The sequence below is a fragment of the Phormidesmis sp. 146-33 genome (assembly GCF_052939515.1).
Genome location: NZ_JBJPHU010000067.1, coordinates 12,616 through 36,910 on the forward strand (window position 1 = coordinate 12,616; position 24,295 = coordinate 36,910).

The 24,295-nt window shown below is 48.2% G+C and carries 16 protein-coding genes; 11 read left to right on the forward strand and 5 right to left on the reverse strand.

From position 1 onward, the window contains the following. Positions 1-465: 465 nt before the first annotated feature. The 3 genes from ACJ2PR_RS22840 to ACJ2PR_RS22850 are packed head-to-tail and all read left to right on the forward strand — an operon-like array spanning position 466 to position 3,988. Positions 466-1,314: a CheR family methyltransferase gene (locus ACJ2PR_RS22840; RefSeq protein ID WP_446878680.1), complete on the forward strand. Its 849-nt coding sequence runs from the start codon at positions 466-468 to the stop codon at positions 1,312-1,314. After that, positions 1,314-1,889, forward strand: a complete 576-nt coding sequence (locus ACJ2PR_RS22845; protein ID WP_446861078.1) for a chemotaxis protein CheB — start codon at positions 1,314-1,316, stop codon at positions 1,887-1,889. Before ACJ2PR_RS22840 ends, ACJ2PR_RS22845 begins: the two co-directional genes overlap by 1 nt. A gap of 20 nt (positions 1,890-1,909) precedes the next feature. Then, positions 1,910-3,988, forward strand: a complete 2,079-nt coding sequence (locus tag ACJ2PR_RS22850) for a hybrid sensor histidine kinase/response regulator (RefSeq protein ID WP_446878681.1) — start codon at positions 1,910-1,912, stop codon at positions 3,986-3,988. Positions 3,989-4,158: 170 nt separating this feature from the next. Here ACJ2PR_RS22850 and ACJ2PR_RS22855 read toward each other — a convergent pair whose 3' ends face one another. Further along, entirely contained in the window at positions 4,159-5,049 is an 891-nt protein-coding gene (locus ACJ2PR_RS22855; protein WP_446878692.1) for an IS982 family transposase, read from the reverse strand. 711 nt (positions 5,050-5,760) lie between these two features. Between ACJ2PR_RS22855 and ACJ2PR_RS22860 the strand changes: the two genes are divergently transcribed. The 8 genes from ACJ2PR_RS22860 (at position 5,761) to ACJ2PR_RS22895 (ending at position 22,022) form a co-directional block, all read left to right on the forward strand. Then, on the forward strand, positions 5,761-6,345 hold the full coding sequence (locus ACJ2PR_RS22860; protein ID WP_446878682.1) for an AMP-binding protein: 585 nt from the start codon (positions 5,761-5,763) through the stop codon (positions 6,343-6,345). Then, on the forward strand, positions 6,303-10,010 hold the full coding sequence (locus ACJ2PR_RS22865; protein WP_446878683.1) for a thioester reductase domain-containing protein: 3,708 nt from the start codon (positions 6,303-6,305) through the stop codon (positions 10,008-10,010). Before ACJ2PR_RS22860 ends, ACJ2PR_RS22865 begins: the two co-directional genes overlap by 43 nt. Before the next feature lie 563 nt (positions 10,011-10,573). Then, on the forward strand, positions 10,574-13,246 hold the full coding sequence (locus tag ACJ2PR_RS22870) for an ATP-binding protein (protein WP_446878684.1): 2,673 nt from the start codon (positions 10,574-10,576) through the stop codon (positions 13,244-13,246). An 80-nt stretch (positions 13,247-13,326) separates the two neighbouring features. Continuing rightward, the gene (locus tag ACJ2PR_RS22875) at positions 13,327-14,178 is read left to right on the forward strand and encodes a response regulator (protein ID WP_446878685.1); all 852 of its coding nucleotides are present in this window, start codon (positions 13,327-13,329) and stop codon (positions 14,176-14,178) included. 182 nt (positions 14,179-14,360) lie between these two features. Then, complete coding sequence (locus ACJ2PR_RS22880; RefSeq protein WP_446878686.1) at positions 14,361-18,119, forward strand: PAS domain S-box protein; 3,759 nt, start codon at positions 14,361-14,363, stop codon at positions 18,117-18,119. Positions 18,120-18,408: 289 nt separating this feature from the next. After that, the gene (locus ACJ2PR_RS22885) at positions 18,409-19,623 is read left to right on the forward strand and encodes a response regulator (protein WP_446878687.1); all 1,215 of its coding nucleotides are present in this window, start codon (positions 18,409-18,411) and stop codon (positions 19,621-19,623) included. A gap of 360 nt (positions 19,624-19,983) precedes the next feature. Further along, positions 19,984-21,432: an AAA-like domain-containing protein gene (locus ACJ2PR_RS22890; RefSeq protein ID WP_446878688.1), complete on the forward strand. Its 1,449-nt coding sequence runs from the start codon at positions 19,984-19,986 to the stop codon at positions 21,430-21,432. A gap of 11 nt (positions 21,433-21,443) precedes the next feature. Then, positions 21,444-22,022: a hypothetical protein gene (locus tag ACJ2PR_RS22895; RefSeq protein WP_446878689.1), complete on the forward strand. Its 579-nt coding sequence runs from the start codon at positions 21,444-21,446 to the stop codon at positions 22,020-22,022. 452 nt (positions 22,023-22,474) lie between these two features. Here ACJ2PR_RS22895 and ACJ2PR_RS22900 read toward each other — a convergent pair whose 3' ends face one another. Genes ACJ2PR_RS22900 through ACJ2PR_RS22915 form a run of 4 tightly spaced genes read right to left on the reverse strand, consistent with a single transcriptional unit; the run spans position 22,475 to position 24,006 of the window. Beyond that, positions 22,475-22,870 (reverse strand): phage holin family protein, encoded by a 396-nt coding sequence (locus tag ACJ2PR_RS22900; RefSeq protein WP_446878690.1) that lies wholly within the window; start codon positions 22,868-22,870, stop codon positions 22,475-22,477. Positions 22,871-22,905: 35 nt separating this feature from the next. After that, positions 22,906-23,088 carry a YqaE/Pmp3 family membrane protein gene (locus tag ACJ2PR_RS22905; RefSeq protein WP_446870231.1) on the reverse strand — a complete coding sequence of 61 codons (183 nt, stop codon included), beginning with the start codon at positions 23,086-23,088 and terminating at the stop codon, positions 22,906-22,908. 49 nt (positions 23,089-23,137) lie between these two features. Further along, positions 23,138-23,701, reverse strand: coding sequence for a hypothetical protein (locus ACJ2PR_RS22910; protein WP_446870230.1), 564 nt, complete (start codon positions 23,699-23,701; stop codon positions 23,138-23,140). 59 nt (positions 23,702-23,760) lie between these two features. Further along, positions 23,761-24,006 carry a YkvA family protein gene (locus tag ACJ2PR_RS22915; RefSeq protein WP_446878691.1) on the reverse strand — a complete coding sequence of 82 codons (246 nt, stop codon included), beginning with the start codon at positions 24,004-24,006 and terminating at the stop codon, positions 23,761-23,763. Between the last annotated feature and the right edge of the window lie 289 nt (positions 24,007-24,295).

Consider the following 24,295-nt stretch of genomic DNA (forward strand, 5'->3'; position numbering starts at 1 on the left):
CAATCGACTTATGTATACACGGTAGGACTCTAGACAGGCACACTCTCTGCAAGGGGGAATAGTCTTTATACAAAATGTTCGATCGCCAGAGGGTAGCCCATCTCGCTCAATTTGCGTACTCTTTAGAAATTGTTGGGTTACAGAAAAGGGGCGTTGCTGATTGGAGGGATGAATGCGTGGGAAGTGTCCATCTTTTCGCCCCCTAAATCCCCCAAAATTGGGGGACTTTGAACCCCCTCCGCTTTGAGGCAATTCATCCCACGATTCAGCAATGCTACAGAAAAAGTTATCCCAATTGTGCAAGTCTATTGCAAGCCTATTTAAACTTGATCGCAAAGCGCTGAATTTTATCAATCCTCAATCTATAAACTTTTCTATAAATTCTTCTATAAACTCTTCTATAAATTCTTCTATAAATTCTTCTATAAATCCTTGATAGTGTTCTCAACTGTGAACTGATGAGTTATGTCTCTCTCGTCACCGCCATCCCAAGCCCTCTGCACGCTGGAGGACATCGAAATCCATTTGCTGTTAGAGGGAATGTATCGCTTCTACGGCTATGACTTTCGCAACTATGCCCCCTCGTCTCTCAAGCGTCGGATTCGTAAATTTTTAGCCACTGAGCAGATTCCTACAGTTTCTGCACTTCAGGCTCAAATTTTGCACGATCGCTCCTGTCTCGATCGCTTTCTCAGCAGTCTGACCGTGAATGTGACGGCCATGTTTCGTGATCCCAGTTTCTTTCTTGCCTTTAGAAATCAGGTGATCCCATTGCTGCGAACCTATCCCTTTATCCGGATCTGGCACGCAGGCTGCTCGACGGGCGAAGAAGTTTACTCAATGGCGATTTTGCTCCAAGAAGAAGGGCTATATCACCGCTGCCGCATCTATGCCACCGACACCAACGAGCAGGTGTTACAAAAAGCAAAAAGTGGCATCTTTCCATTGTCATTGATGCAGAGCTACACCCAGCTTTATCTCAAGGCAGGCGGACGGCGATCGTTTTCTGAGTACTATACCGCCGCCTACGACCACGCCATTTTTCGGTCATCTTTGCGAGACAACATTCTCTTCTCACAACATAATCTGGCGACCGATAGCTCTTTTAATGAATTCAATCTCATCTGCTGTCGAAATGTATTAATTTACTTCGATCGCACCCTTCAACAGCACGTTCACGAACTTTTTTACAATAGCCTTTGTACCTTTGGTATTCTCGGCTTGGGCAAGCAGGAAACAATTCGCTTTACGTCGCACGCACCCCAATATGAAGAACTTTCGCGCACCGAAAAACTCTATCGTCGTCTCTGCTAATGGCTTCTATTGAATCTCCCTTTGCTCTGGTGGTGATCGGTACGTCTCTGGGGGGATTGTCCGCTCTCAAAAAAGTGATACCAGAGATACCAGAGAGTTTTACAGTGCCGATCGCGATCGTTCAACATCGACACCCAGACTCTGACCGTTCCCTGAGTCAACTGCTACAGCGGTATAGTGCTTTGCCGATTTGCGACGTTGAAGATAAAGAAGAGATTTTACCGGGGCACATCTACATTGCCCCACCTGACTATCACTTGCTGATCGAGCCGGGAAACTTTGCCCTGTCTGTTGATGATCCCGTTTCGTTTGCGCGACCCTCGATCGATGTCTTGTTTGAGTCAGCCGCCGAGGTCTATCGACATCAAGTGATTGGAATGTTGTTAACCGGGGCAAATCACGACGGCGCAAAGGGATTAGCTACCATCAAAGCGCAGGGAGGGGTTACGATCGTACAAGACCCCAAAACTGCTGAAAGTCCGACCATGCCAGAATCGGCGATCGCGGCCACCTCGATCGATCAGGTGTTACCGCTTTCTCAAATCGCTGCTTTTTTGGTGAACCTTTGTTTGTGATGCTGTTTGAGAAAAAGCCTATGTCAGCCGAGCCAGTCAACATCCTGATGGTGGACGACCAACCCGAAAATCTCCTTGCCCTAGAAGCGATACTAGAAGGCCTGGGTGAAAATCTGGTCAGAGCCTCATCAGGAGAAAAAGCCTTGAGGTGTCTGCTGCATCAAGACTTTGCGATGATTTTGCTGGATGTGCAGATGCCGGGAATGGATGGCTTTGAGACGGCTACCTTGATTCGCAATCGACCGCGATCGCGCCAAACGCCAATTATCTTTCTCACCGCTTTTAGCACCAGCGATCACCTGATGTTTAAGGGCTATTCGCTGGGAGCGGTCGATTATTTGTTTAAGCCGATCGAGGCTTCTGTACTCACCTCCAAGGTGACGGTGTTTGTGGATCTGTTCAAAAAGACCGAAGCGGTCAAGCGGCAGACGGCGCAACTGGTGGCGATGAATGCAGAACTCCGCCAAAGTGAAGAACGGTTTCAGTCTTTGAGCGCCTGTTCTCCGTCGGGCATTTTTGTGATCGATCCCTCTGGTCAATGTAGCTACGCCAATCCTCGATTTCAGGCAATTTGTGGCTTGTCAGCCGAAGAAAGTTTGGCTAAGGGTTGGTTTGCGTCTATTCATCCCGACGATCGCGAGAAAGCACTTTCTAGCTGGTCAATCTACACTCGTCAGGGTCGAGAATATTCTCAGGAGTTGCGCTTTCAAACCTTGGAAGGCACTCGCTGGACACAGATACGATCGTCACCAATGCTTTCGGCTCACGGAGAATTGTTGGGCTATGTGGGCACGATCGAGGACATCACCGAGCGCAAACAAGCCGAAGCCATCCAGGAGCAAGTCTTTCGCGAACAGGTGGCCCGTCAAGAAGCCGAAACCGCCAATCGAATGAAAGATGAGTTTCTAGCCGTCCTCTCTCACGAACTCCGCACGCCGTTAAATTCGATGTTGGGGTGGGCACGTCTGCTGCGGTCTAAAAAGTTTGACGAAAAAACAACGGCTCGCGCTCTGGAGACGATCGAACGCAATGCCGAATCGCAATCACAACTGATCGAAGATATTCTCGATGTTTCTCAAATCATTCGCGGCAAGTTAAAGCTCAACTGCTACGCCATCAACTTAACTGCGATTGTTGACGCTGCTTTAGACTCTGTGCGGCCACAAGCCGAAGCCAAATCGATTCAGATCGTGTCACCGGGTTTGGAGGGTGCGATCGTTCGAGTTTGGGGTGATCCGACTCGTCTCCAACAAATTATTTGTAACCTTCTAACCAATGCCATTAAGTTTACGCCCCAGGCTGGCCGAGTCACCGTTGAGTTAGCGACTGAGCAGAACCCATCTCACACTCCTTTTGCCCAAATTAAAGTAACCGATACAGGGATTGGAATTCATCCCGACTTTTTACCCAGAGTGTTCGATCGCTTCAGGCAGGCAGACAGTACAACGACGCGATCGCATAGTGGCTTGGGATTGGGACTGGCGATCGTGCGTCATCTGGTCGAGTTGCACGGTGGCACCATTCAAGTAGACAGTCCGGGTGAGGGGCTGGGTGCGACATTTACGGTCAGGCTTCCCATTCATCAAGAGGGTGCGAGACAGACGATTCAGAGAGATGTCGATGATTCAAAAGATGGGCAGAACGACCTGCAAAATCACGACTCTATTTCCTGTCTATCTGTCCCGGCGCGGCTCAAAGGCTTACGCATTCTATTAGTGGATGACGAGGCAGACAATCGAGAATTGGTTGGGTTTATGCTCCAACAGCAGGGCGCGATCGTGACTTCGGTTCCCACGGCCCGGCAGGCGATCGAGGTTTTGTCTCAAGAAAAGCCAGATTTGCTGCTCAGTGATATTGGAATGCCAGACATGGACGGCTATGCCCTCATTCATCACGTCAGAAGCTTGCCCCCCGAACAAGGCGGATCGATTCCGGCGATCGCGCTGACCGCCTACGCGGGCGAATCAAATCAACATAAAATTCTGGCGGCAGGTTTTCAGCAACATCTTGCCAAACCCGTTGAACTGGAAACGCTAGTCGCTGGAATTGTCCGATGGGTAGAAGCGATCGTTTCTGTAGGGATGAGGGATGAGGGATGAGGGATGAGGGATGAGGGATGACGCGCTGGCTTGCGGGTCTGCTTTTCCGGGTGGGTGCGTGTGCCCTTAAAAGTTGCGGGAAAATTTGAGGATGGAGTTGGTGAAATTTTGATGCAGCCAGCATTTTGTTTTTTTTCGTGAAATTCTAAAATTAACGTGAGTTCGATGGACTAAAAAATGGCAGGGGGCAGAGCCGGCAAGCCTTTAGGTTGAAGATCTAAGGATGGCAACTTGGGCTGGTAGGTATAAGCGATCAGTCCTGCCGCCAAGTTGACCAAGAAATTCCAGCAACTACGATGTCGAGAATGCTCGATCTGACAAACGTTCTTCAGTTGATCGTTGACCGATTCAATTAGCGACCGCTTGCGAAGCAAGATTTTATCCATCAGCTTGACCAGGCGTTGCTTCATATTTTTCTTGGATTTGGTCACGAGTTGTAGACCGCGATCGTAGAGTTCCTCGAACAATTTTTGACTGATGTAGCCGCGATCTCCAAAGAGTTGTCCGATCAAGTCTTGGGTCATTTCGGGAACCGGTTGGCGGTCATCGGTATTGGCAGGAGTCAGTTTGAACGCCAAGAGTTCTCCACGATCATTAATCATTAGATGCAGCTTGAAGCCAAACTTCCACCCGATTGAACTTTTGCCCCAACCCACGAGGTTTTGAAAGACTTTGTGCGCGTGAGCGCGTGCGGGATGACACACTTCAAGGGGTGTCGAGTCGATGAAAGCAAGTCCGGTCATTTCTCCTTTGCGGGTATTGGCGAAGCAGCACAGCAGCATCAAGCACCAGGGCATTAATTCGACAAAGCGCGTGTAGCTGACCAAGTTAGGAAAGGCTTTCCGCCAGTAGGGCAGCACTGTCAACGTATAAAAGTCTTTGAACGTTCTCATCCCCGATCCATGAAACGCAATCAAGATCGTCATCACTTCACTGAAGCGCATTCGTGATCGATAGTGCCTGGTTCCACCTGCGGCAGGTAGTTGAGCTTGACACGACCAAGCCCGCTCAAACTGCTCACAGAAGTCGTCCACCTCCCAGAAGATGGTAGTCAAATCCAAGTGCGATACGATGGTGTCCATAGCTGAGACTTGAGAGATTTACGTTACTTTCAACGGTAGTCTCAGCTTTCCTTTTGCGCTTCTATCCTCCGTCGAACTCACGTTAAAATTACGTGAATTCGATGAAATCCCTCGCTGTGGCGATCACTCCAGGCAGCCCCCTAAATCCCCCATTCTGGGGGACTTTGAACCAGAATTCCTCTCTTAAAGTCCCCCAGAATGGGGGGTTGGGGGGCAGAAGCCGTGAACAACGAAGCGAAAAAACTCTATCAAATTCACGTTAAAATTGCGGCGGCTTAACTTAAAGGTCGATCGTCTCCTCATACAGCACAACTCATCAAGAAAGATTGGACAACGCTTGTGTTTTGCAGCACAGGGTTAGGTCTTCGAGGAGTTTAGGCGCGATCTTCAGTGTTCGTTTTTATACAATTTTTAAGAACCCTTCAATCGTTACCGACCGCATGAAACCGTGCGATTGCTGGATACTGAGAAAATCAGCTTTCGTGCAGTTCAATAAAATTCAGTACTCTATCGGTAGAATAGTCTGCAAGATTTACAATTGATTGCGATCGCTGCCAGATGAAGCGTAAAGTCTTCGCTCCGCCGCATCAAACTAGTAAATCCTAAATTCTGGGTTTTGTATTGAGAATTTAGCAGTTTGTATCCTTGGTTACTCCGCATTCATTCGTCAAAACTTAATTAGGAGAAACGATGCTTTCTGATGATCAAAGCGTCTCGATTCAGCAGCTTGTAGAACGTCAAGTCTTCCTAACACCTGACAAAATTGCGATTACGTTTAACGATCGCTCCCTCACCTATCAAGCACTCAATCAAAAAGCTAACCAGCTTGCCCATTATTTAAAGACTTTGGGAGTCAAGCCAGAGAGCCTGGTCGGAGTTTGTTTGGAGCGATCGCCAGAAATGCTGGTTGCCCTGCTCGCTATTCTCAAAGCGGGAGGTGCTTATGTGCCGCTCGACCCCAACTATCCCCTTGATCGACTGGCATTCGTCATCCAAGACACCCAACTGGCGATTTTGTTGACTCAAAAAGACTTGCTCGATCGCTTGCCTCAGTCCCAAACTCAAATTATCTGTCTCGATCAAACCTGGACGACAGCCCATTCTTTTGAAAATCTACCTTGCACGGTGACTGCCAAAAATTTGGCTTACACCATCTACACCTCTGGCTCAACGGGCAACCCCAAGGGCGTTCAGATCACTCACCACGCGCTGCGGTCAATTTTCTCAACTCAATGCGAGAAGAACCCGGACTGGCCCCAGAAGATGTCATTTTAGCGATCACCACCCTCTCCTTTGACATTGCGGTTTTAGAGCTTTTCTTACCTTTGATCGTCGGCGCTCAGATCCTATTGGCCAGCCGCGAAACTGCCGCTCACGGCGTGCAATTAGCCAACCTGCTAACCAGTTCTACTGTGACCCTAATGCAGGCGACTCCCTCAACCTGGAGAATGTTGATCAGCGCGGGCTGGCAGGGCGATGGCAAACTCAAAATGCTCTGTGGTGGAGAAGCTTTGACCCGATCGCTGGCTGACCAATTACTCACAAGAGGCGGCGCGCTCTGGCAGATGTATGGCCCAACCGAAACAACCGTCTGGTCAATGGTTCACAAAATGGAGTTGGATGCAAACCCAGTGCCGCTTGGTCATGCGATCGCCAACACTCAAATCTATCTCATTGCAGAACCCGCCCGTCGCCAGGGAGATGCGCTCAAGCAGGTAGAAACAGGAATGCCAGGAGAAATCTACATCGGGGGAGACGGGGTGGCGCGGGGCTACTTCAATCGTCCTGACTTGACGCAAGAGAAATTTATTCCTGACCCGTTTAGCGATCGACCAGGTGCCCGCCTTTATCAAACAGGAGACTTGGCCAGATATCTACCCGATGGCAGCATCCAGTTTATCGGACGAGTCGATCATCAGGTCAAAATTCGCGGACACCGCATTGAGCTTGGCGACATCGAAACGGCTCTCAGTCAACATCCTCAAGTCAAAGAAACGGCCGTAATCGCCCACGGAGACACTGAAGAAAAACAGCTTGTGGCTTACGTTGTTCCCCGATCGCAACCCTCACAGACCGAAACTCAACTTGAAATCGCCGCTCAAATGACGACTCAATGGCAACAGATCTGGAACACTGCCTACAACGATTCTTCTCACAGCTTAGATTACACTTTCAATACCGCTGGATGGAATAGCAGCTACACCGGAAAAATGACATCTGCTCACGAGCTACAGGAATGGGTGCATCACACCGTCGATCGCATCCTCGCTCTGAAACCACAAAGCATTTTAGAGATCGGCTGCGGAACCGGATTGTTACTATTTCGATTGGCTCCCCACTGCGATCGCTACGTGGGTACAGATATCACGCAACAAGCGATCGACTACGTTCAGCAACAAATCCAGCAACGCCATCCAGACTGGTCACACGTCACCCTACACCAAAAAGCTGCCAACGCTTTAACCGATCTCGAACCTCAAAGTTTTGACACGATCGTTCTCAATTCTGTCGTTCAATATTTCCCCAGCATCACCTATTTGATCGAAGTGTTAGAAGCGGCGGCTAAGGCGGTAAAACCAGGCGGACAAATTTTTATCGGCGATGTGCGAAATCTGGCCCTCTTAGAAGCGTTTCATACCTCAGTGCAACTTTATCAAGCGCCGTCATCGCTCTCGACTCAAAAACTACGTCAACGGATTCGCGATCGTGTTACTCAAGAGAGAGAATTGGTGATCGATCCGGCATTCTTTATAGCACTTCAGCAGCGATTACCTCAAATCAGTCGCGTGCAGATTCAACTTAAGCGCGGCGTTCATCACAATGAATTAACTTGCTTTCGTTACGATGTGGTGTTGCAGGTTAAGGCTGGCCGTGATTTGAGTGCCAAACCAAGCTGGCTCGACTGGCAACAAGACTTCACCCTGGCTAAAATTCGTCAAATTCTCCTGGATAAAACCTGCAACTCGATCGGAATTTCTAACATTCCCAATGCTCGAATTTTGTCAGAAATAGCCGCCGTCCAGTTGCTCAAATCCAATCCCCCTGAGACCGTAGAAGATTTGCGGCGATTGCCTACTCTCAAAACCGCCCTTGACCCTGAAGCACTCTGGCAACTCAGCGCAGAAGTTGACTTTGACCTCTCAATTACTTGGTCTGCTGCAAAAGGCGTGGGCTATTATGATGCAATTTTTTGCCGTCGATCGCCCCATCCAACCAATTCCTGGTTAGTTCCGACCCCGGCACAAACTATCGAAATTCACTCACTCAGCACCTATGCCAACGATCCCCTCAGCGCCGCCAACCCCAAATCACTCGTGCCACAACTTCGCGCCTTTTTGCGAGAGAAACTGCCTGTGTTTATGGTGCCTTGTACCTTCGTAATTTTGGAGACGCTGCCCCTGACTCCCAATGGCAAAATTGACCGCCGCGCTCTACCTGCTCCTGGTTGCGATCGCTCCCATCTTACCGAACCCTATGTCGCTCCTCGCACCGTTCTCGAAACTCAACTAGCCCAACTCTGGAGCCAAATTCTCAGCCTCGAACAGGTAGGCGTGTATGACAGCTTTTTTGACCTGGGTGGACATTCGCTGCTCGTGACACAACTGGTTTCTCAAGTGCAGGCTGCTTTTCGGGTCGAGGTGTCTCTGATGGCTCTGTTTCGGTCGCCGACGATCGCGGGGTTAGCTCAGATCATTGAGTCGTTGAAACTGGGGAATATGATCGTTCCTCAGATCACAGACGCTGATCTGCAAACGGAGGCGCTGCTCGATCCTTCGATTTGTCCAGACGTTCCGTTTAGCGTTTCTGATTCTATTCCTCAACGCATCTTTTTGACGGGCGCGACTGGATTTTTGGGTACATTTTTACTGCAAGAACTTTTGGCGCAAACTCAAGCGGATATTTACTGTCTAGTACGGGCCGAGAACGATCGCGACGGACACCAAAAACTGCTGCAAACTCTGGAGCGATACACCTGCATCAAGTCGATCGACGCAGCGAGAATTCTACCCGTGTTGGGCGATTTGTCACAGCCGCTTTTAGGAATTTCTGCCCAGCGCTTTGAGCAATTGGCCAGCAAAATCGATGTCATTTATCACAACGGAGCCTTTGTCAATCTGATCTATCCCTACTCTGCTCTCCGCGCTGCCAACGTTTTGGGAACTCAAGAAATTTTGCGACTCGCCAGCCAGATCAAAACCAAACCAGTTCACTTTATCTCAACGCTGGATGTGTTTCAGTCTTCTGCTTATGTAAATACCCAAAAATGGACAGAACAAGACAATCTAATGCATAGTCACGGACTTTTTAACGGGTACGCTCAGAGCAAATGGGTAGCCGAAAAATTGGTGATGGCGGCCCACGATCGCGGCATTCCCACCTGCATTTATCGCCCCGGTATGATCGTTGGCCATCAGCAAACAGGAGTTTCTAAAACGGATGATTTGGTGAGCCGCCTGATCAAAGGTTTGATTCAATTAGGCAGTGCTCCCGATATTGATCTCCAAATGAATTTGACCCCTGTGGACTATGTGAGTCGAGCGATCGTTCATCTCTCCCATCAGCCCCATCGATTAGGACAGGCATTTCATCTCGTCAATCCCCATACGCTGTCTTTGCGCCAACTGGTGAATTACATGCAGACGATCGGCCACCCGATTCAGTTTGTCCCCTGCGCTCAGTGGCAATCAACCCTATCCACGCTCACCGCTGAAAATGCCTTGAGTCCCCTACGCTCTCTGTTTGCTCAAGATTGCCTGAGTTCTTTAGAAACCCTGACCCTCAAAAAAGTAGATTGCCGAAATGTGATTGCAGGACTCACCGACACAAGCCTTAAGTGTCTGGCGATCGCTCCCTCTCTCGACACCTACTTTTCTTACTTTACCGAGACGGGATTTCTAGAGCGTCCAAGCGTCCTTGAAAACAGGTTGACCAGGGTTTAGAAAGGGGGTAGCGGCGATCGAACCTGGTTAACTGACAAAGCTTTCTGCCCAGCCATCCACAAGTTCCTCATACCCAATCAATTTGTGAATGCTACAGATCCTTCGCCCCCTAAATCCCCCACAAGTGAGGGACTTTGAACTGGAATTCTTGTCTTAAAGTCCCCCAAAATTGGGGGGCTGGGGGGCGGAAGTGCAAAATAACGAAGCGAAAAATTCTAACGAACTGACGTGTTTTTAAGGAGTCGATCGTCAGTAGATACTGAGTGCTGAAAATAACTTCAATAAAGTTAATGCCATCAAGCCCGTAAATTCACACAAGAGTTGACGAGAGTTTTGTAAATTCTCTAATACGCTTGGGCATTCTGAAAGAACTTGTAGAACGTGCTGATTTCAACCGCCATCTTTTAAAGAAACTTCAACGAGCGGACTTCAAAAAGAGTCGAAGCAACGGTTGAGAAAGGAGGATTGCTCCACGTAGTTACGAACGGAATTTGCTCAAAGGTCAACTCCAAATTCCACCTCCTACATTCAGCGCTTCTATCAACGGTGTGCCTGTGAGAACGATGAAAAATTCCATCTATCAGTCAATTGGTTCGAGGCTATTTCTCTATGTGTTAGGCAGTGCCCTCGTCGGTTTGGGTGGAATGTCCTATTTCTTTTATCAAGCGTTAGAAAGCCGCGCCAAAGATGAGATTCGGGGCAACTTGAGCACGCAGGTCAAATCGATCGAAGGTGAGCTTGCCAGCGTTGAGCAGTCCATGACCAACCTATCTGCTGTCGTCAAAACCAGCCATCGACAGGGCCTTCGAGACTCAAAATTTTACGATCAATTGATTTTTGATTTGTTTCAACAACGGTCTTCTCTGACGATGGCGCTTGGCTTTGGTCAAACTGCTTTTCAAGTGGTGCCCGATCGCCAGTGGTATTGGCCCTACTTCTACGTCGATCAAAAAAATCCCGAACAAATTGGCAAACTGCTGCCGCCACCCCACGCTGACATTCGATTTTCAGACCTGTTTCAAGACGACGACTACCCCAAAAAAGCCTACTACACCGATGTCATCGCTGCTAGAAAAAACATTTGGCTGGAACCATATCAATGGTACGGACTGACACTCACCACCTATACCGGGCCCATTTTTGATGACCAAGATCGCATCATTGGCATCACCGGACTTGATATTAACGTCACGGCTTTGAGCGATCGGGTTAAGGTTCCGGTGACTGAGGGCGGCGGCTACTTTGCCATCTTGAGCGAAAAGGGCAATCTGATCGCCTATCCGCCCAACCCTCAAAAAGCAAAAGCGCTGGCGACCTACAAAGATATTCCCCAACTCGTCAATGTCTGGAAGCAAATCGGCACCCAGGAAACTGGACTAGTGCTATCGGATAATCAATACTGGGCTTATCAACGCATTCGAGGCACTCAGTGGTTGATGATTGCAGCGGTGCCTCAGTCGGTGGTTTTGGTTCCGGCCCTTTCGATCACAGGAATCGGAGCCTTAAGCGCGGGTGCAGTTTTGGCGCTGGTCGTCACGCTATTTGTACGTCGTCTCAATCGCCGTCTAGAACCCATTCTTCAGGAGTGCCAAAAACTTGCAGAAGCGGATGCTCAGAGAGCATTTCGGCTGAGTGACGGAACAGGATTAGCCCCCACCCACACCCCCAAAATTGAAGTGCAAGGGGCTGATGAATTAGATGTCTTGGCGCAGTCGTTTCATCAAATGGCCGCTCAACTCAAAGAGTCGTTTGAGGAATTAGAAAATCGAGTGGATCAACGCACTGCCGAACTCAAAAAAGCCAAGGAAATCGCGGATGGAGCCAACACCGCAAAGAGCGAATTTTTGGCGAACATGAGCCATGAGTTACGCACTCCACTCAATGGGATCTTGGGCTATACACAAATTCTGCAACGCTCTAAAACAATGAGTCAAAAAGAACAGCAGGGAATCGAGATTATTCATCAGTGTGGCTCTCATTTACTAACATTAATTAACGACATTCTTGACCTCTCTAAGATTGAAGCTCAGAAGATGGAGCTTTATCCTAAAGATTTCCATTTTCCAACTTTTTTGCAAGGCGTGGTAGAGATTTGTCGGATTCGAGCCGAGCAGAAGAGTATTTCTTTTTCCTATCAGTTTGAAGATCACATTCCAGTCGGAGTTTATGCAGATGAAAAACGTCTGAGACAGGTTTTGATCAATCTGTTGGGAAATGCGATTAAGTTTACCGATCGCGGTGCCGTCACGCTTCGAGTCAAGTCGCAGGCCAAAGAAAATTTACAGCACACTATTTGCTTTGAGGTCGAAGATACAGGTGTGGGAATGACTGCTGACCAATTAGAAAACATCTTCTTACCCTTTAAGCAAGTTGGCAGTCGCGATCGTCACTCAGAAGGAACTGGATTAGGGTTAGCAATCAGTCGCAAAATTGTCGAGATGATGGGAGGCACGATCGCCGTCACCAGTCAAAAAGCACAAGGTAGCCGCTTCTGGTTTGAAGTTGAAATTCCGGAAGCCACTGATTGGGTAAAAATCTCTAAAGAAGCGCAACAGAGAAGAATTGTGGGATATGTGGGTGAAAAACATAAAATTTTAGTCATCGACGATCGCTGGGAAAATCGGTCGATCGTGACCCACTTACTCACCCCGATCGGATTTCAACTGTTTGAAGCTAACGACGGTCAAGAGGGTTTAGATAAAACGTTTGAGGTATTGCCTGATCTGGTGATTACGGATTTAACCATGCCCGTTATGAATGGCTTAGAGTTTCTCAAACATCTAAAAGAGTTTCCTCAATTTCGGCAGTTGAAAGTAATCATCTCCTCGGCTAACGTGTTTGAAGCTGATCAAAAAATCAGCTTGGCGGCAGGAGCAGTTGAGTTTTTGCCAAAGCCTGTTCAGGCAGATCAGCTCTTAGAAATGCTGCAAACTCATCTCAATTTAGAATGGATTTATGAGCAGGTTAATGAGCCAGATAAATCTGAAGCGATCGCTGCTTCCTCTGAGATTGTGCCTCCCTCAATAGAACAGTTGCATCAATTGCATCACTTAGCGATGTCGGGCCGTCTCAAAACGCTAAAAGAGCAGCTAGAAAAGCTAGAAACGTCGGATATGCAGTATGTAGCTTTTGTACGATTAATGGTTAAATTGATCGAAGATTTTCAAGTTGAAAAAGTTCAGAAATTCATCGAACAGTTTTTATCAAGCGCTCAATCTAAGGCTGATTTCAATTAGACATTCAAAATCACAGCTTGATGCAGCATCCGCTCATTAACTAACGTCATCTTTTTAATTTCAAGCGAGTCAAATCCTGTATGCACACTCTAAAAGACCTTTCTGAAGCAAACGTCATCCTCATCGTCGATGACAATCCGGCTAACCTACGAGTACTTTCTGAATCACTAGCAGAAGACGGTTTTGAGGTTGCAGTTGCCACCAGCGGTGAAAGCGCAATTAAGCAAGCTCGACATAATCCACCCGATTTGATCTTACTAGACATTCAAATGCCCGGAATCGATGGCTTTGAAACCTGTCGCCGCTTAAAGTCCAGCCTCGATACTTCTAACATTCCCATTCTCTTTATGACAGCCCTTTCTGACACTGACGATAAAGTTAAAGGCTTGGGCTTAGGAGCGGTTGATTACATTACAAAACCATTTCAACAAGAGGAAGTTTTAGCACGGGTCAAAGTTCACATTCAGCTTCGTGATTTTTCTAAAAGATTGGAAACTCAAAATAGCTTACTCAAGCGGTTTGCTGAAACGATGGAACAAAAAGTAGTCGAACGAACGATCGAGCTTCAGCAGGCACAATTACAACTCGTTCAGCAAGAAAAACTCTCTGCTTTGGGTCAGTTGGTTGCAGGCGTTGCCCACGAGATTAATCACCCAGTCAACTTCATCTACGGCAATCTAAATCCTGCTCAACAATACGCCCAGGGTCTACTGGAACTCATCCAACTCTACGAAGCAAACTATCCTCATTCACCACAAGAAATTCAAGAGAAAATTAGAACGATCGACCTTGAATTTCTCCGAGAAGATCTGCCCAAATTACTCAACTCCATGCAGTTTGGAACTGAGCGAATTCGAGAAATTGTAGTGTCATTGCGAAACTTTTTTCGTCTAGATGAGGCAGACTTCAAGCAAGTTAACCTGCACGATTGACTCAACTGACTCAACAGCACCTTTGTGACCCCTTTTTTACTACCAAATCAGTTGGCAAATGGTAAGCGAAGTGGAGAAGTCCGTCGATATCATGAAATTATGAATCCGCCAAAGGTTTGATCACAGCGATCGACCGAGTTTTTGATCTATGCTCAGAGTGGATTTACGGACGAAGAACTTGTATGACACTGACCGAAGAAATACGGAGGTTAACCCAACGGCTTGATACTCAGTCCCAAATATTGGCCGAGGAACAGCGATCGCGTCAACAACTCGAATCAGCGCTTCAAAAATCAGAAGAGAAGTTTACCAAGGCGTTTCGGTCAAACCCCGCAGCGATGATGATCACGAGCGACGATCGCATCCTCGACGTAAATTCAAGTTTTTGCCAGCTTTTGGGATACGCCCCCCCGGAAGTATTGGGCAAATCAACGCAGGAATTGAATTTGTGGGCGGCGGGCGATCGCGATCGCTGGCATCACAGTCTGCATGAGGTTGGCGCTGTAGACAAAGAAGAGTTTGAAGTTTTTAACAAGGCTGGTGAATTGGAGCTTGTCCTGATGTCGGCAGAGACGATCGACCTGGACGGCGAAATAGCAGTCTTGACAACCGCTCAGAGCTTGGGCAATCGTAAGTCTCTGACCCAGGCGCTGCTTGAGAAAGAAGAGTTTTTACGCAGCATTTATGAGGGAGTGGGGCAGTCAATTTTTGTGATCGATGTCGAAGACGATCAATTTCGCTATGCCGGGTTCAATCCCATTTGCGAACGAATCACCGGAATTTCTTCTCTCGATGCCCAGGGCAAAACCCCCCAACAGATTCATGGGCGCGAATTTGCTGCCAGCGTCAATCAGCATTATCAAAACTGTCTCAGCGCCGGAGAAAGCATCACCTATGAGGAGTATCTGCCGTTTCAAGGACAAGAACTCTGGTGGCTGACGACGCTCACGCCTCTGAGAAATGCTGACGATCGCATCTATCGCATTGTCGGCACCAGTATTAATGTCACCTCGCGCATCTTACGCAGCATTTATGAAGGCGTGGGCCAGTCGATTTTTGTGATCGATGTCGAAGGGAATGAGTTTCGCTATGCCGGGTTTAATCCGACCTGTGAACGGCTGACAGGTATCTCTTCGACGGAGGCTCAGGGCAAAACGCCCCAGCAGATTCACACGACGGACTTTGCAGCGATCGTCACTCAGCACTATCGAGACTGTCTAACCAGTGAAGCCAGCGTTACTTACGAAGAGTTTCTTCCCTTTCAAGGACAAGAACTCTGGTGGTTGACGACGCTTACGCCGCTACGAGATGCCTACTCTCAGGTCTATCGGATTATTGGCACCAGCTTAAACGTCACGCCTCAGAAACACATCGAGGCCGCCTTGTCTCGATCGCAAGCCAAACTCAATGATGTGCTCAACAGCGCAGGGGCGGCGATCGTCAGCTTTCGTCTGTTTGCCATTGGAGACTGGGAGTATGAATACTGCTCGGCGGGAACTGAGATTGTCTTTGGGTACACCCAGGAAGATGCGATCGCGGATCAAAATATCTGGATGTCACGGGTACATGCAGACGATCTCGAAACCGTTGTGCTGCCAAATTATCAAAAGTTTTTTGCCGAACGCACAGTCACAGTCACCATAGAGTATCGGTTTCATCACGGTGACGGCTCTCTCAGATGGATTTCTGGTACTTATGCGTCGCGGCGGGATCACAGCGATAATTGTTGGGTCGTCACCGTAGTCAGCCACGATATCACGCAGAGAAAACAGCTAGAACTCGCCCTACAAGCGTCAGAACTCAAACTCAGCGACGTTCTCAAAGGGGCGATCGTGGTTTTAGGTAGCAGTCGTGTTTATCCCAATGGCGCTTGGACGCTGGACTATGTATCTCCTGGCAGCGAGGCGATCTATGGCTACACCGCAGAAGAATTGTTGGCGGACAAACAGCTTTTCAGGTCGCGGGTCGATTCCCAGGATTTAGAAACCGTCTTTGGCGCACAGATCGAGCCAATCAAGGCCAAAAAAACCATCAGCTACGAATTTCGGTTTTGGCACAAAGACGATCGCCTCTGCTGGATTGCTCATACCTTAAGCTCTCGATGGGATGAGGCGGCCCACTGCTGGGTCGTGACAACCGTCGCAACAGACATAACCGATCTCAAACAGACCGAAGCCGCCTTACAAAAAAGTGAAGAACAGCGTCGTCTGGCTCTAGAATTTGCCCACATTGGCAGTTGGGATTGGAACCTGATCACCAATGTCACGACCTGGAATGACATTCACTTTTATCTACTGGGGCTGACACCCGGTGAAGTCGAGTCAAGTCAACAATCCTGGAGCGATCGTGTCCATCCAGAAGATTTGCAGCGAATCGAGCAAGCCAAAGACCAGTCGCTGATATCGCAGACCGATTACTCAGAAGAATATCGGGTGATTCATCCAGATGGGCAGATTTTTTGGGTGTTGGGCAAAGGTCGAGCGATTTATGATGCGGACGATTGCCCCGTGCGGATGGTTGGCGTGATCATGGACATCACCGAGCGCAAACAATCAGAATTTGCCCTACAAGCCAGCGAAGAGCGGCTACAACTCGTTCTCGATGCCAACAACGACGGAATTTGGGATTGGGATATTTCGACTCAGCAGGTCTTTCGATCGCGCCGCTGGCAAGAGATTTCGGGCTATGGGATGGAGGAAGCGATCGAGTCTTCAGACTGGCTAAATTTACTGCATCCCGATGATCTAGAAACCGTGCTCACAGCGCGTCAGGCTTATTTTGCTCGACAGACTCCTCAATACGTCGTCGAATTTCGGCTGCGCTGCAAAGACGGCACTTACAAATGGTGTGAGTCTCGCGGTACGGCTCAATGGGACAAAAATGGACAACCCATTCGCATGGTCGGGTCGCTGAGAGACATTACCGAACGCAAACGCGGATCAACCGAACTCAAACAAGCCAAAGAAGCCGCCGAAGCTGCCAATCTAGCCAAAAGCACTTTTTTAGCCAACATGAATCACGAATTGCGGACGCCCCTGGCGGTCATTCTGGGCTGTAGCGAACTTTTGCGATACGACAAGTCGCTCAACGAAAAACAAAAAGCACGGCTGGCGACGATCGAGCGCAGTGTCCAACATCTCCTCGACCTGATCAACAACGTGTTAGAACTCTCCAAAATTGAGGTCGGTGCCGCCAAAGTCAATCTCAGCGAGGTCAATCTCTCAATCCTGCTGCAAAATCTAGAGGAAATGTTTCGGGTACAGGCAGACGCAAAAGGCATTCGGTTGATGGTCGATCGTGCGCCTGAGTTGCCAGACCTGGTGCAAACCGATGAAGGAAAACTGCGGCAAGTCGTGATCAATCTCCTCAGCAATGCGGTGAAATTTACCGAGCAAGGAAGCGTCAAGCTGCGGGTTTGGGGAGAGACAACCGCCCAATCGTCCTTTCTGCACTTTGAGGTGTCTGATACTGGGCCGGGCATTGCGCCCACAGAAATCGACACGGTGTTTGACGCATTTGTGCAAACGGAAACAGGGCGAAAGTCGAAAAAAGGCACGGGGCTGGGGTTGGCGATCAGTCGGCAGTTTGTCCAACTGTTGGGCGGGCAGGTTACCGTCCGGAGTGGAGTCGGACAGGGGACGCTGTTTGCCGTAAAGATTCCTGCTCAGTTTGACCCCTGCCCATTGCAACCGCTGAGTCGAGAACAGGTTGATTTGTCTGTGATGCCCCCTGCGCGCGATCGTCCGCTCAAGTCTTTAGTGAGTAGAATGCCCAGGGAATGGACGGTTGAGCTTCAGCGATCGGCCCTGCGCCTAAATGCCGATCGCTGTCTGCGTCTGATTGAGCAGATTCCTCCCGATTTTGGTGATCTTGCTCAGAGATTGAGCGATCTGGTCGCAAACTTTCAGTTTGATGCACTGGTCGAGCTGACAAAAGACTAAACTCTTCAAACAACCAAAAGAACTGATGTCAGCCCTCTTTTATCTGTTTGAAACCTGCTGTAAACGTAAAGAGACTCCTTTAAAATCAGAAATAATGCTTCAATAAAACTCAAGGAGTTTCTGTTTGGAGGGGGTTAGCGCTAAAATTGTCAATATTCTCTACATAAAACATAACTCTGCTCACTGCCTCACTTCAGCACCACCCTATCTCATAACAAGATCTGTTGATATAAGTCTGTCACTCTATTCATCAAATTTTCGATGGCTCTAATCAACTGCAAAACCCAGAATGATCACCTACGATTTAACATCAAAAGTCCCCAATTCTCTAGTGGAGCCGACTCACCTCTCGCCCATTACGGTTTACTATCTGCGTAAACTTCTGCGCCAAAACTTCGATCGCCTGCTTCCCCTTTCAGATAGAACTGTGGACAGTGCTTTGCTAGATAGGTCTCAAGGGGGGGAGCGATCGCACGGGATGGTTCTTGAATTAGAGCAGTTAGTCCTTCAGCATGAAGCCTTGAGCAGCCGGGGCGCAAAACATCTACCCGAATTGAGACACGCCGAGCAAGAAATTTTTCGACTGTTGGGCTTCAAAGTTCAAGAAACGCTGCCTCAAGCGACCATTCTCGTCGTGGATGACACACCAGAAGTGCTGCAATTTCTCTCAGATGCGCTCACCCAAGAAGGCTACGAAGTCTGTAGCGCGATCGACGGCGGGATTGCACTCAATCGGGCGCGTGACATTCAGCCAGACCTGGTGTTGCTGGATATTATGATGTCGGGGATTGATGGCTACGAGGTGTGTGAGCGACTCAAAACAGATCCGTTGACCAGCAAGATTCCCGTTATTTTTATCAGCGCAATGGGCGACAGTCTCGACAAAGTAAAAGCCTTTGGGGTCGGGGGTGTGGACTATGTGACCAAACCGTTTCAAATCGAGGAAGTCTTTGCCAGAGTCGAGCATCAGTTAAAGCTGCAAAGCCTGCAAAAAAGACTCGAAGAACAAAACATTTACTTACAGATTCAGATACAGGAACGACAACAGATTGAGGAACGCTATCGAGATGTATTTGACAATGCTGTAAATGGCATGTTTCAGACCACTCCAGACGGTCGCTTTTTAAGGGTGAACCGATCGCTGGCTCAACTACTCGGTTATTCATCGCCAACAGACTTGATCAGCGCGATCGCTCACGTTGCCGAACAGCTATATGTGCGTCCTCAGAGGCGATCAGAGTTTGCGACTTACCTTCAGCAATACGGCGCGGTCAATGATTTTGAGTCTCAGGTCTACTGCAAAGACGGCCGCATGATTTGGATTTCGGAAGATGTGCGGACGGTCAAAGACGCTCACGGCAATCTGCTATTTTATGAAGGCATCGTCAAAGATATCACCGCCCGCAAACAAGCCGAAGAAAAAGGACTGCGCGATCGCATCAAGTCAGAGCGATTTTTTCTCAACTTCTTGCTGCAAATGGAAGGCTTGATAGAGCAATCCTAAATCGGCTATAAAAATCTTGCAATAGCGGGTTCTTACTGATTCGTTCTTGTCCATTAGTTTACGACTAATCACTAACTGCTATAGCAATCCTAAATGAGTCATGAACAGATTTTTGTCGCTCCGTTCCAGTCCGCTTCAGCCCCCTAAATCCCCCAAAATTGGGGGACTTCAAGCCCAGAATCCGAGTTCAAAGTCCCCCAGATTGGGGGATTTAGGGGGCGAAGATCTCGGCAATAAACGATTAAGCAACTTGTGTGTACACGGTAGCTCCTTGGGGAGAGGGCTAGGGTGAGGGTGAAATTTCGGAGTTATTTAATCCACGATCCTATAGAGGCAAAACGATAATTCTGTTATCTGCACATGACTCACTACGAGTATCAAGTCGGCGGCAGCCTCAAAAAAGACGCACCTAGCTATGTGGTGAGGCAGGCAGATCTTGACCTCTATGCAGCGTTGAGGGCGGGAGAGTTGTGCTACGTGTTTAACTCGCGGCAGATGGGAAAGTCGAGTTTGCGCGTTCGGACAATGCAGCGATTGCAGGCGGTTGGCGTGTGCTGTGGGGTAATTGATATGACGCTGATCGGCACCCAACAAGCCACTCCCGAACAATGGTATGCCTCGCTTGCGGCTTCTCTCGCAAATAGTTTTTGTCTCAATGTCCAGGTGGGCACCTGGTGGCGTGACTTTGCTCACTTGTCTTTGCCGAGTCGATTGGGCGAGTTTTTAGCGACAGTTTTGCTGACTCAAGTTCAACAGCCGATCGTCATCTTTATCGACGAAATCGACAGCGTTCTCAAGCTCAAGTTTGGTGTGGATGACTTTTTTGGGCTGATTCGCTATTGCTACAATCGACGGGCGGATGATCTGACTTATCAGCGGTTGACCTGGGTGTTGATGGGTGTGACGACTCCTTCGGATTTGATGGGCGATCCCTTGCGGGCCACTCGAAAAGATCGGTCTGAGACTCCGTTTAATATTGGGCGAGCGATCGAGCTACAGGGCTTTCAAGAACACGAAGCACTCTCGCTGGCGGATGGGTTAATTGGACGGGTGACCACTCCACAGACCGTGCTGCGATCAATTCTCACCTGGACAGATGGACAGCCCTTTCTCACTCAAAAGCTATGTCAGATGGTCGCGCAGGCAAGTCAGTCTACAGTGCAGGGAATTTTGAAACTGCCGCCGGGGAGTGAGTCTTTTTGGGTGGAGCAGTTGGTGCGATCGCACATTCTCAAGGATTGGGAAACTCAGGACGAGCCAGAACATTTGCGAACGATTCGCGATCGGCTCTTACAAAATCAGCAGCGGGGACGATTGTTGGGCGTATATCAGCAGGTGTTGATGGGGAATGAAATAGACAGCACGAGCATTGAGAGTATTGATTTGAGGCTGTCTGGATTGGTGGAGCGATCGCCGGGGGCGCTCAGGGTAAAGAATCGGATTTATGAGCAGATTTTTGACCTGGTGTGGGTTGAGAAACAGTTCAATCAGCTTCGACCTTATGGGCTGGCGCTGGAGGCTTGGGTCACTTCTCAAAAACAGGACGAGTCGTGGTTGTTGCGGGGTCAGGCGTTGCAAAGTGGGCTGGAATGGTTACAGGGTAAGCAGTTGAGTGAGGTCGATCGACAGTTTCTCGAAGCAAGCCGGGAGTTCGATCAGCGATCAATGCAAGAAACCTGGACGATCGAACAACTCAAAGCTGAAATTCAAGTTCTCTCTGATACGCTACAAACGATTAGACAACAGCGATTTTGGCTCATTCTTTGTCTGGGTTTGAGCGTTGCGTTTCTCGTGAGCCATTTGAGATAGGAGCCACTTTGATGACAACAGAACTGACAACCGATTATCAAAATGTTTTGGCAAATGCGGCTAGTCGAACGGGCCGCCCCAACCCCGATCGCGTGGTAGAAGCACTGCTGGAAGCTGAGAAAGCGGCTAAAAAACAGCGACTCACCTATCCGCTCACACCCTTGCTGGGTCAGTGGCGACTGTGCTTTACCACGGGGACTCGCAAGCTTCGCAAAAGGGGCGGGATTGCCTTGGGCAAAGGGTTTTATCTTCCTCAGGTTGTCCCGGCGGGGATCGGATTTAGTCCGGTGGCGGAGCAGGACGATTATGCAACGATTAACAATCAAATTCAAGTGGGTGGGTTGCAGCTAAAGTTCACCGGATTGGCGAAATATTTGGGCAAAAAGAACCTGCTGGCGTTTGATTTTTCTCAAATTCAAATTAGCGTTGGTAAGTATGCAATCTATGCGGGTCAGTTGCGAGGCGGCAAGACGGATTTTGAGGAACGATCGGTTGCCCAACTTCCTTTTTTCGCCTTCTTTTTAGTAACAGAAACCTTTATTGCAGCACGCGGTCGAGGCGGCGGATTGGCGCTATGGACTCGTGAATAATTGCCCCCCTGCCAAATCTGGAGGATTTTAAGACGGGAGCATCCCAATTGTGCAAAATAGCTAAATTTTTGATGTCAAAGGTCAATCGCTTCGTTTTGGTTGGCTTCAGCCCCCTAAATCCCCCAAAATTGGGGGACTTTGAAACCTGAACATTTTTTTCAATTCAAGAGCTTTGTCTTGCTCAAAGTCCCCCAGAATGGGGGATTTAGGGGGCGATGGATTCAGGCAATGACCGATCAATACACAATTGGGATGCTCCCCTTTAAGACAAGACTTCTAGTTCAAAACTTCTCGCGGGTTAAATCCGTTATAAGTTTCTGTGATTAATCACAAAACGGAAAGTTCTATCGAATTCATATTAGTTTTATATATTCTAAAATCCCCTACAACCAGAGACTCAAGCTTCAAGGCAGTAAGGGTTTTTAAGTAGCTTCGATGGTCATTTTTGATGACTATTTAGCTTCAAGTTTGGCAGTGTTTGATCCGGCTAGAGACTGACCGAAACTTGTTTCTGCAATGTACTTGTTTAGAAAAGTTGTGGCAAACGAAAGCACGATCGGAGCCAGCACGATCGCCAGCAGTCCATGTACCGCAAACCCTGGGACAAACAGAGACGATAACCAGAAACACACCCCGTTAACAATCAACGAAAACGTTCCGAGTGTCAGAAATGTGACTGGTAGCGAGAGAACTGAGAGAATCGGCTTAACGAACGCATTGACCAATCCAATCGAGATCGCAGCTAACAATGCAATGGGAAACGTAGCAATATCCACACCGGGAACTACTAAATCAACCACTAATAAACCCAATGCACTCGTCAAGGTGGTTAGAAAAAAGCTCAACATTTGATATCTCCTAAATGAATTTTGGAATGGAAAATTTACACCCTGCCTTCGAGTTTTTCTTCATGCTTGGTAATCGCCCAAACTGCATGAATCACACCGGGAACCCACCCCAAGAGCGTCAGCAAAATGTTGATCAGCAAAGCACTACTAATGCCGTAGGTGAGAAAAACACCGATCGGGGGAATCAAAATACCCAACAAAAGACGAATCAGTTTCATGGAAGTTACCTCAAAGTGATAGAAAATGGTGGATTTGGAAAGGGTGAAACTATTTAGTCATAGCCGTTTGGAGCAAGCCTTTCAGGTGTTGGCGGATTTGCTGTTCTTTTTGAGCGACAGACGTTCCTGCTTCACCAATTCGAGTTTCTAGTTCCAATTGTTTAGTCTGTAGTGGATCAGATCCGGTTGCTTCAGCGTTTACTTTTGCTTTTTCATACCAGATAGAAAAGTTTTCTAGGCGTTGTTGAAGAGATTGTTTGGCTGTCAGATAGCGATCGCTGTAGCGTTCTGTCAGTTTTACATCCCATTTGCTCAGTTGATTTCTAAATTCGGCAGACAGAGCGTTAAAAATTCTGATGGCCAGAGTCTTGAAATCGGTAGAGGAAGAATTCTCAACAGTAGCTTCTTCAGTACTCTGGTTCAAGTTTCCAGAAATTGTAGAAACTGTGTCTTTAGCAATCAGACCAATTTCACCTGAGCCTTCTTTGAATTCATTAATCGCTTGAGAAGCAGCATTTTTGAATACTTCACTGATGCGAGTCAGTCGCGTTCCACCTGCTGTTTTAACTTTCTCGAAATCGTCTGCTAGACGGTCTTTAATGGAATCAGACATGAGTGACCTTCCTTACAAGATATTGAATTAGAGATCGTTGAATAGAACAAAACTCAGACTTAAGCAGTCACCTTTTCGCTTTTGCGATTTTTGAGTTGTTCTAGAAGAATTTGCGAAACTTCTGTAACCAGCAGCGTAGCAATCAAGCCATCATCAATCCAGCCTACGATCAGGACTGTATCGGTCAACAAATTCAAAGGACTCAGCAGATAAATCAAACTGCCTAAAATCATTAGCCAGCGATACTTAGAATTCCGAATGGTGGAGCGATACCAGGCATAAAGCGGTTGAGTGAAAAACTTCATTGGCTTGCTTTTGGACTACAAATCTATCTTTACAAATCCTGTTTGAAACTTCTGGTGTGGATAACCCACGATTTTGGCGTAGCATTCCCACCTGGGGAGGGAGGAGGGAGGAGGGAAGAGGGAAGAGGGAAGAGGGAGGAGGGAGGAGGGAGGAGGGAGGAATTTAGTGGAGATGGCTGTGAAGGTCGTAGTTAGAGAGGGATGAACAATAATTTGGTAATGCTAATTGGTAATGCTAAGGGCCTATCCGAAAACCATAAAATCTGTGAGATGATGAAGGCAAGCGAGT

Coding starts and splice junctions, on each gene's coding strand:
- ACJ2PR_RS22890 (WP_446878688.1), top strand. CDS start 19,984: ATGACTCACTACGAGTATCAAGTCGGCGGCAGCCTCAAAAAAGACGCA.
- ACJ2PR_RS22885 (WP_446878687.1), top strand. CDS start 18,409: ATGATCACCTACGATTTAACATCAAAAGTCCCCAATTCTCTAGTGGAG.
- ACJ2PR_RS22870 (WP_446878684.1), top strand. CDS start 10,574: ATGAAAAATTCCATCTATCAGTCAATTGGTTCGAGGCTATTTCTCTAT.
- ACJ2PR_RS22860 (WP_446878682.1), top strand. CDS start 5,761: ATGCTTTCTGATGATCAAAGCGTCTCGATTCAGCAGCTTGTAGAACGT.
- ACJ2PR_RS22850 (WP_446878681.1), top strand. CDS start 1,910: ATGTCAGCCGAGCCAGTCAACATCCTGATGGTGGACGACCAACCCGAA.
- ACJ2PR_RS22845 (WP_446861078.1), top strand. CDS start 1,314: ATGGCTTCTATTGAATCTCCCTTTGCTCTGGTGGTGATCGGTACGTCT.
- ACJ2PR_RS22875 (WP_446878685.1), top strand. CDS start 13,327: ATGCACACTCTAAAAGACCTTTCTGAAGCAAACGTCATCCTCATCGTC.
- ACJ2PR_RS22880 (WP_446878686.1), top strand. CDS start 14,361: ATGACACTGACCGAAGAAATACGGAGGTTAACCCAACGGCTTGATACT.
- ACJ2PR_RS22915 (WP_446878691.1), bottom strand. CDS start 24,006: ATGAAGTTTTTCACTCAACCGCTTTATGCCTGGTATCGCTCCACCATT.
- ACJ2PR_RS22900 (WP_446878690.1), bottom strand. CDS start 22,870: ATGTTGAGCTTTTTTCTAACCACCTTGACGAGTGCATTGGGTTTATTA.
- ACJ2PR_RS22865 (WP_446878683.1), top strand. CDS start 6,303: ATGCGAGAAGAACCCGGACTGGCCCCAGAAGATGTCATTTTAGCGATC.
- ACJ2PR_RS22895 (WP_446878689.1), top strand. CDS start 21,444: ATGACAACAGAACTGACAACCGATTATCAAAATGTTTTGGCAAATGCG.
- ACJ2PR_RS22905 (WP_446870231.1), bottom strand. CDS start 23,088: ATGAAACTGATTCGTCTTTTGTTGGGTATTTTGATTCCCCCGATCGGT.
- ACJ2PR_RS22910 (WP_446870230.1), bottom strand. CDS start 23,701: ATGTCTGATTCCATTAAAGACCGTCTAGCAGACGATTTCGAGAAAGTT.
- ACJ2PR_RS22840 (WP_446878680.1), top strand. CDS start 466: ATGTCTCTCTCGTCACCGCCATCCCAAGCCCTCTGCACGCTGGAGGAC.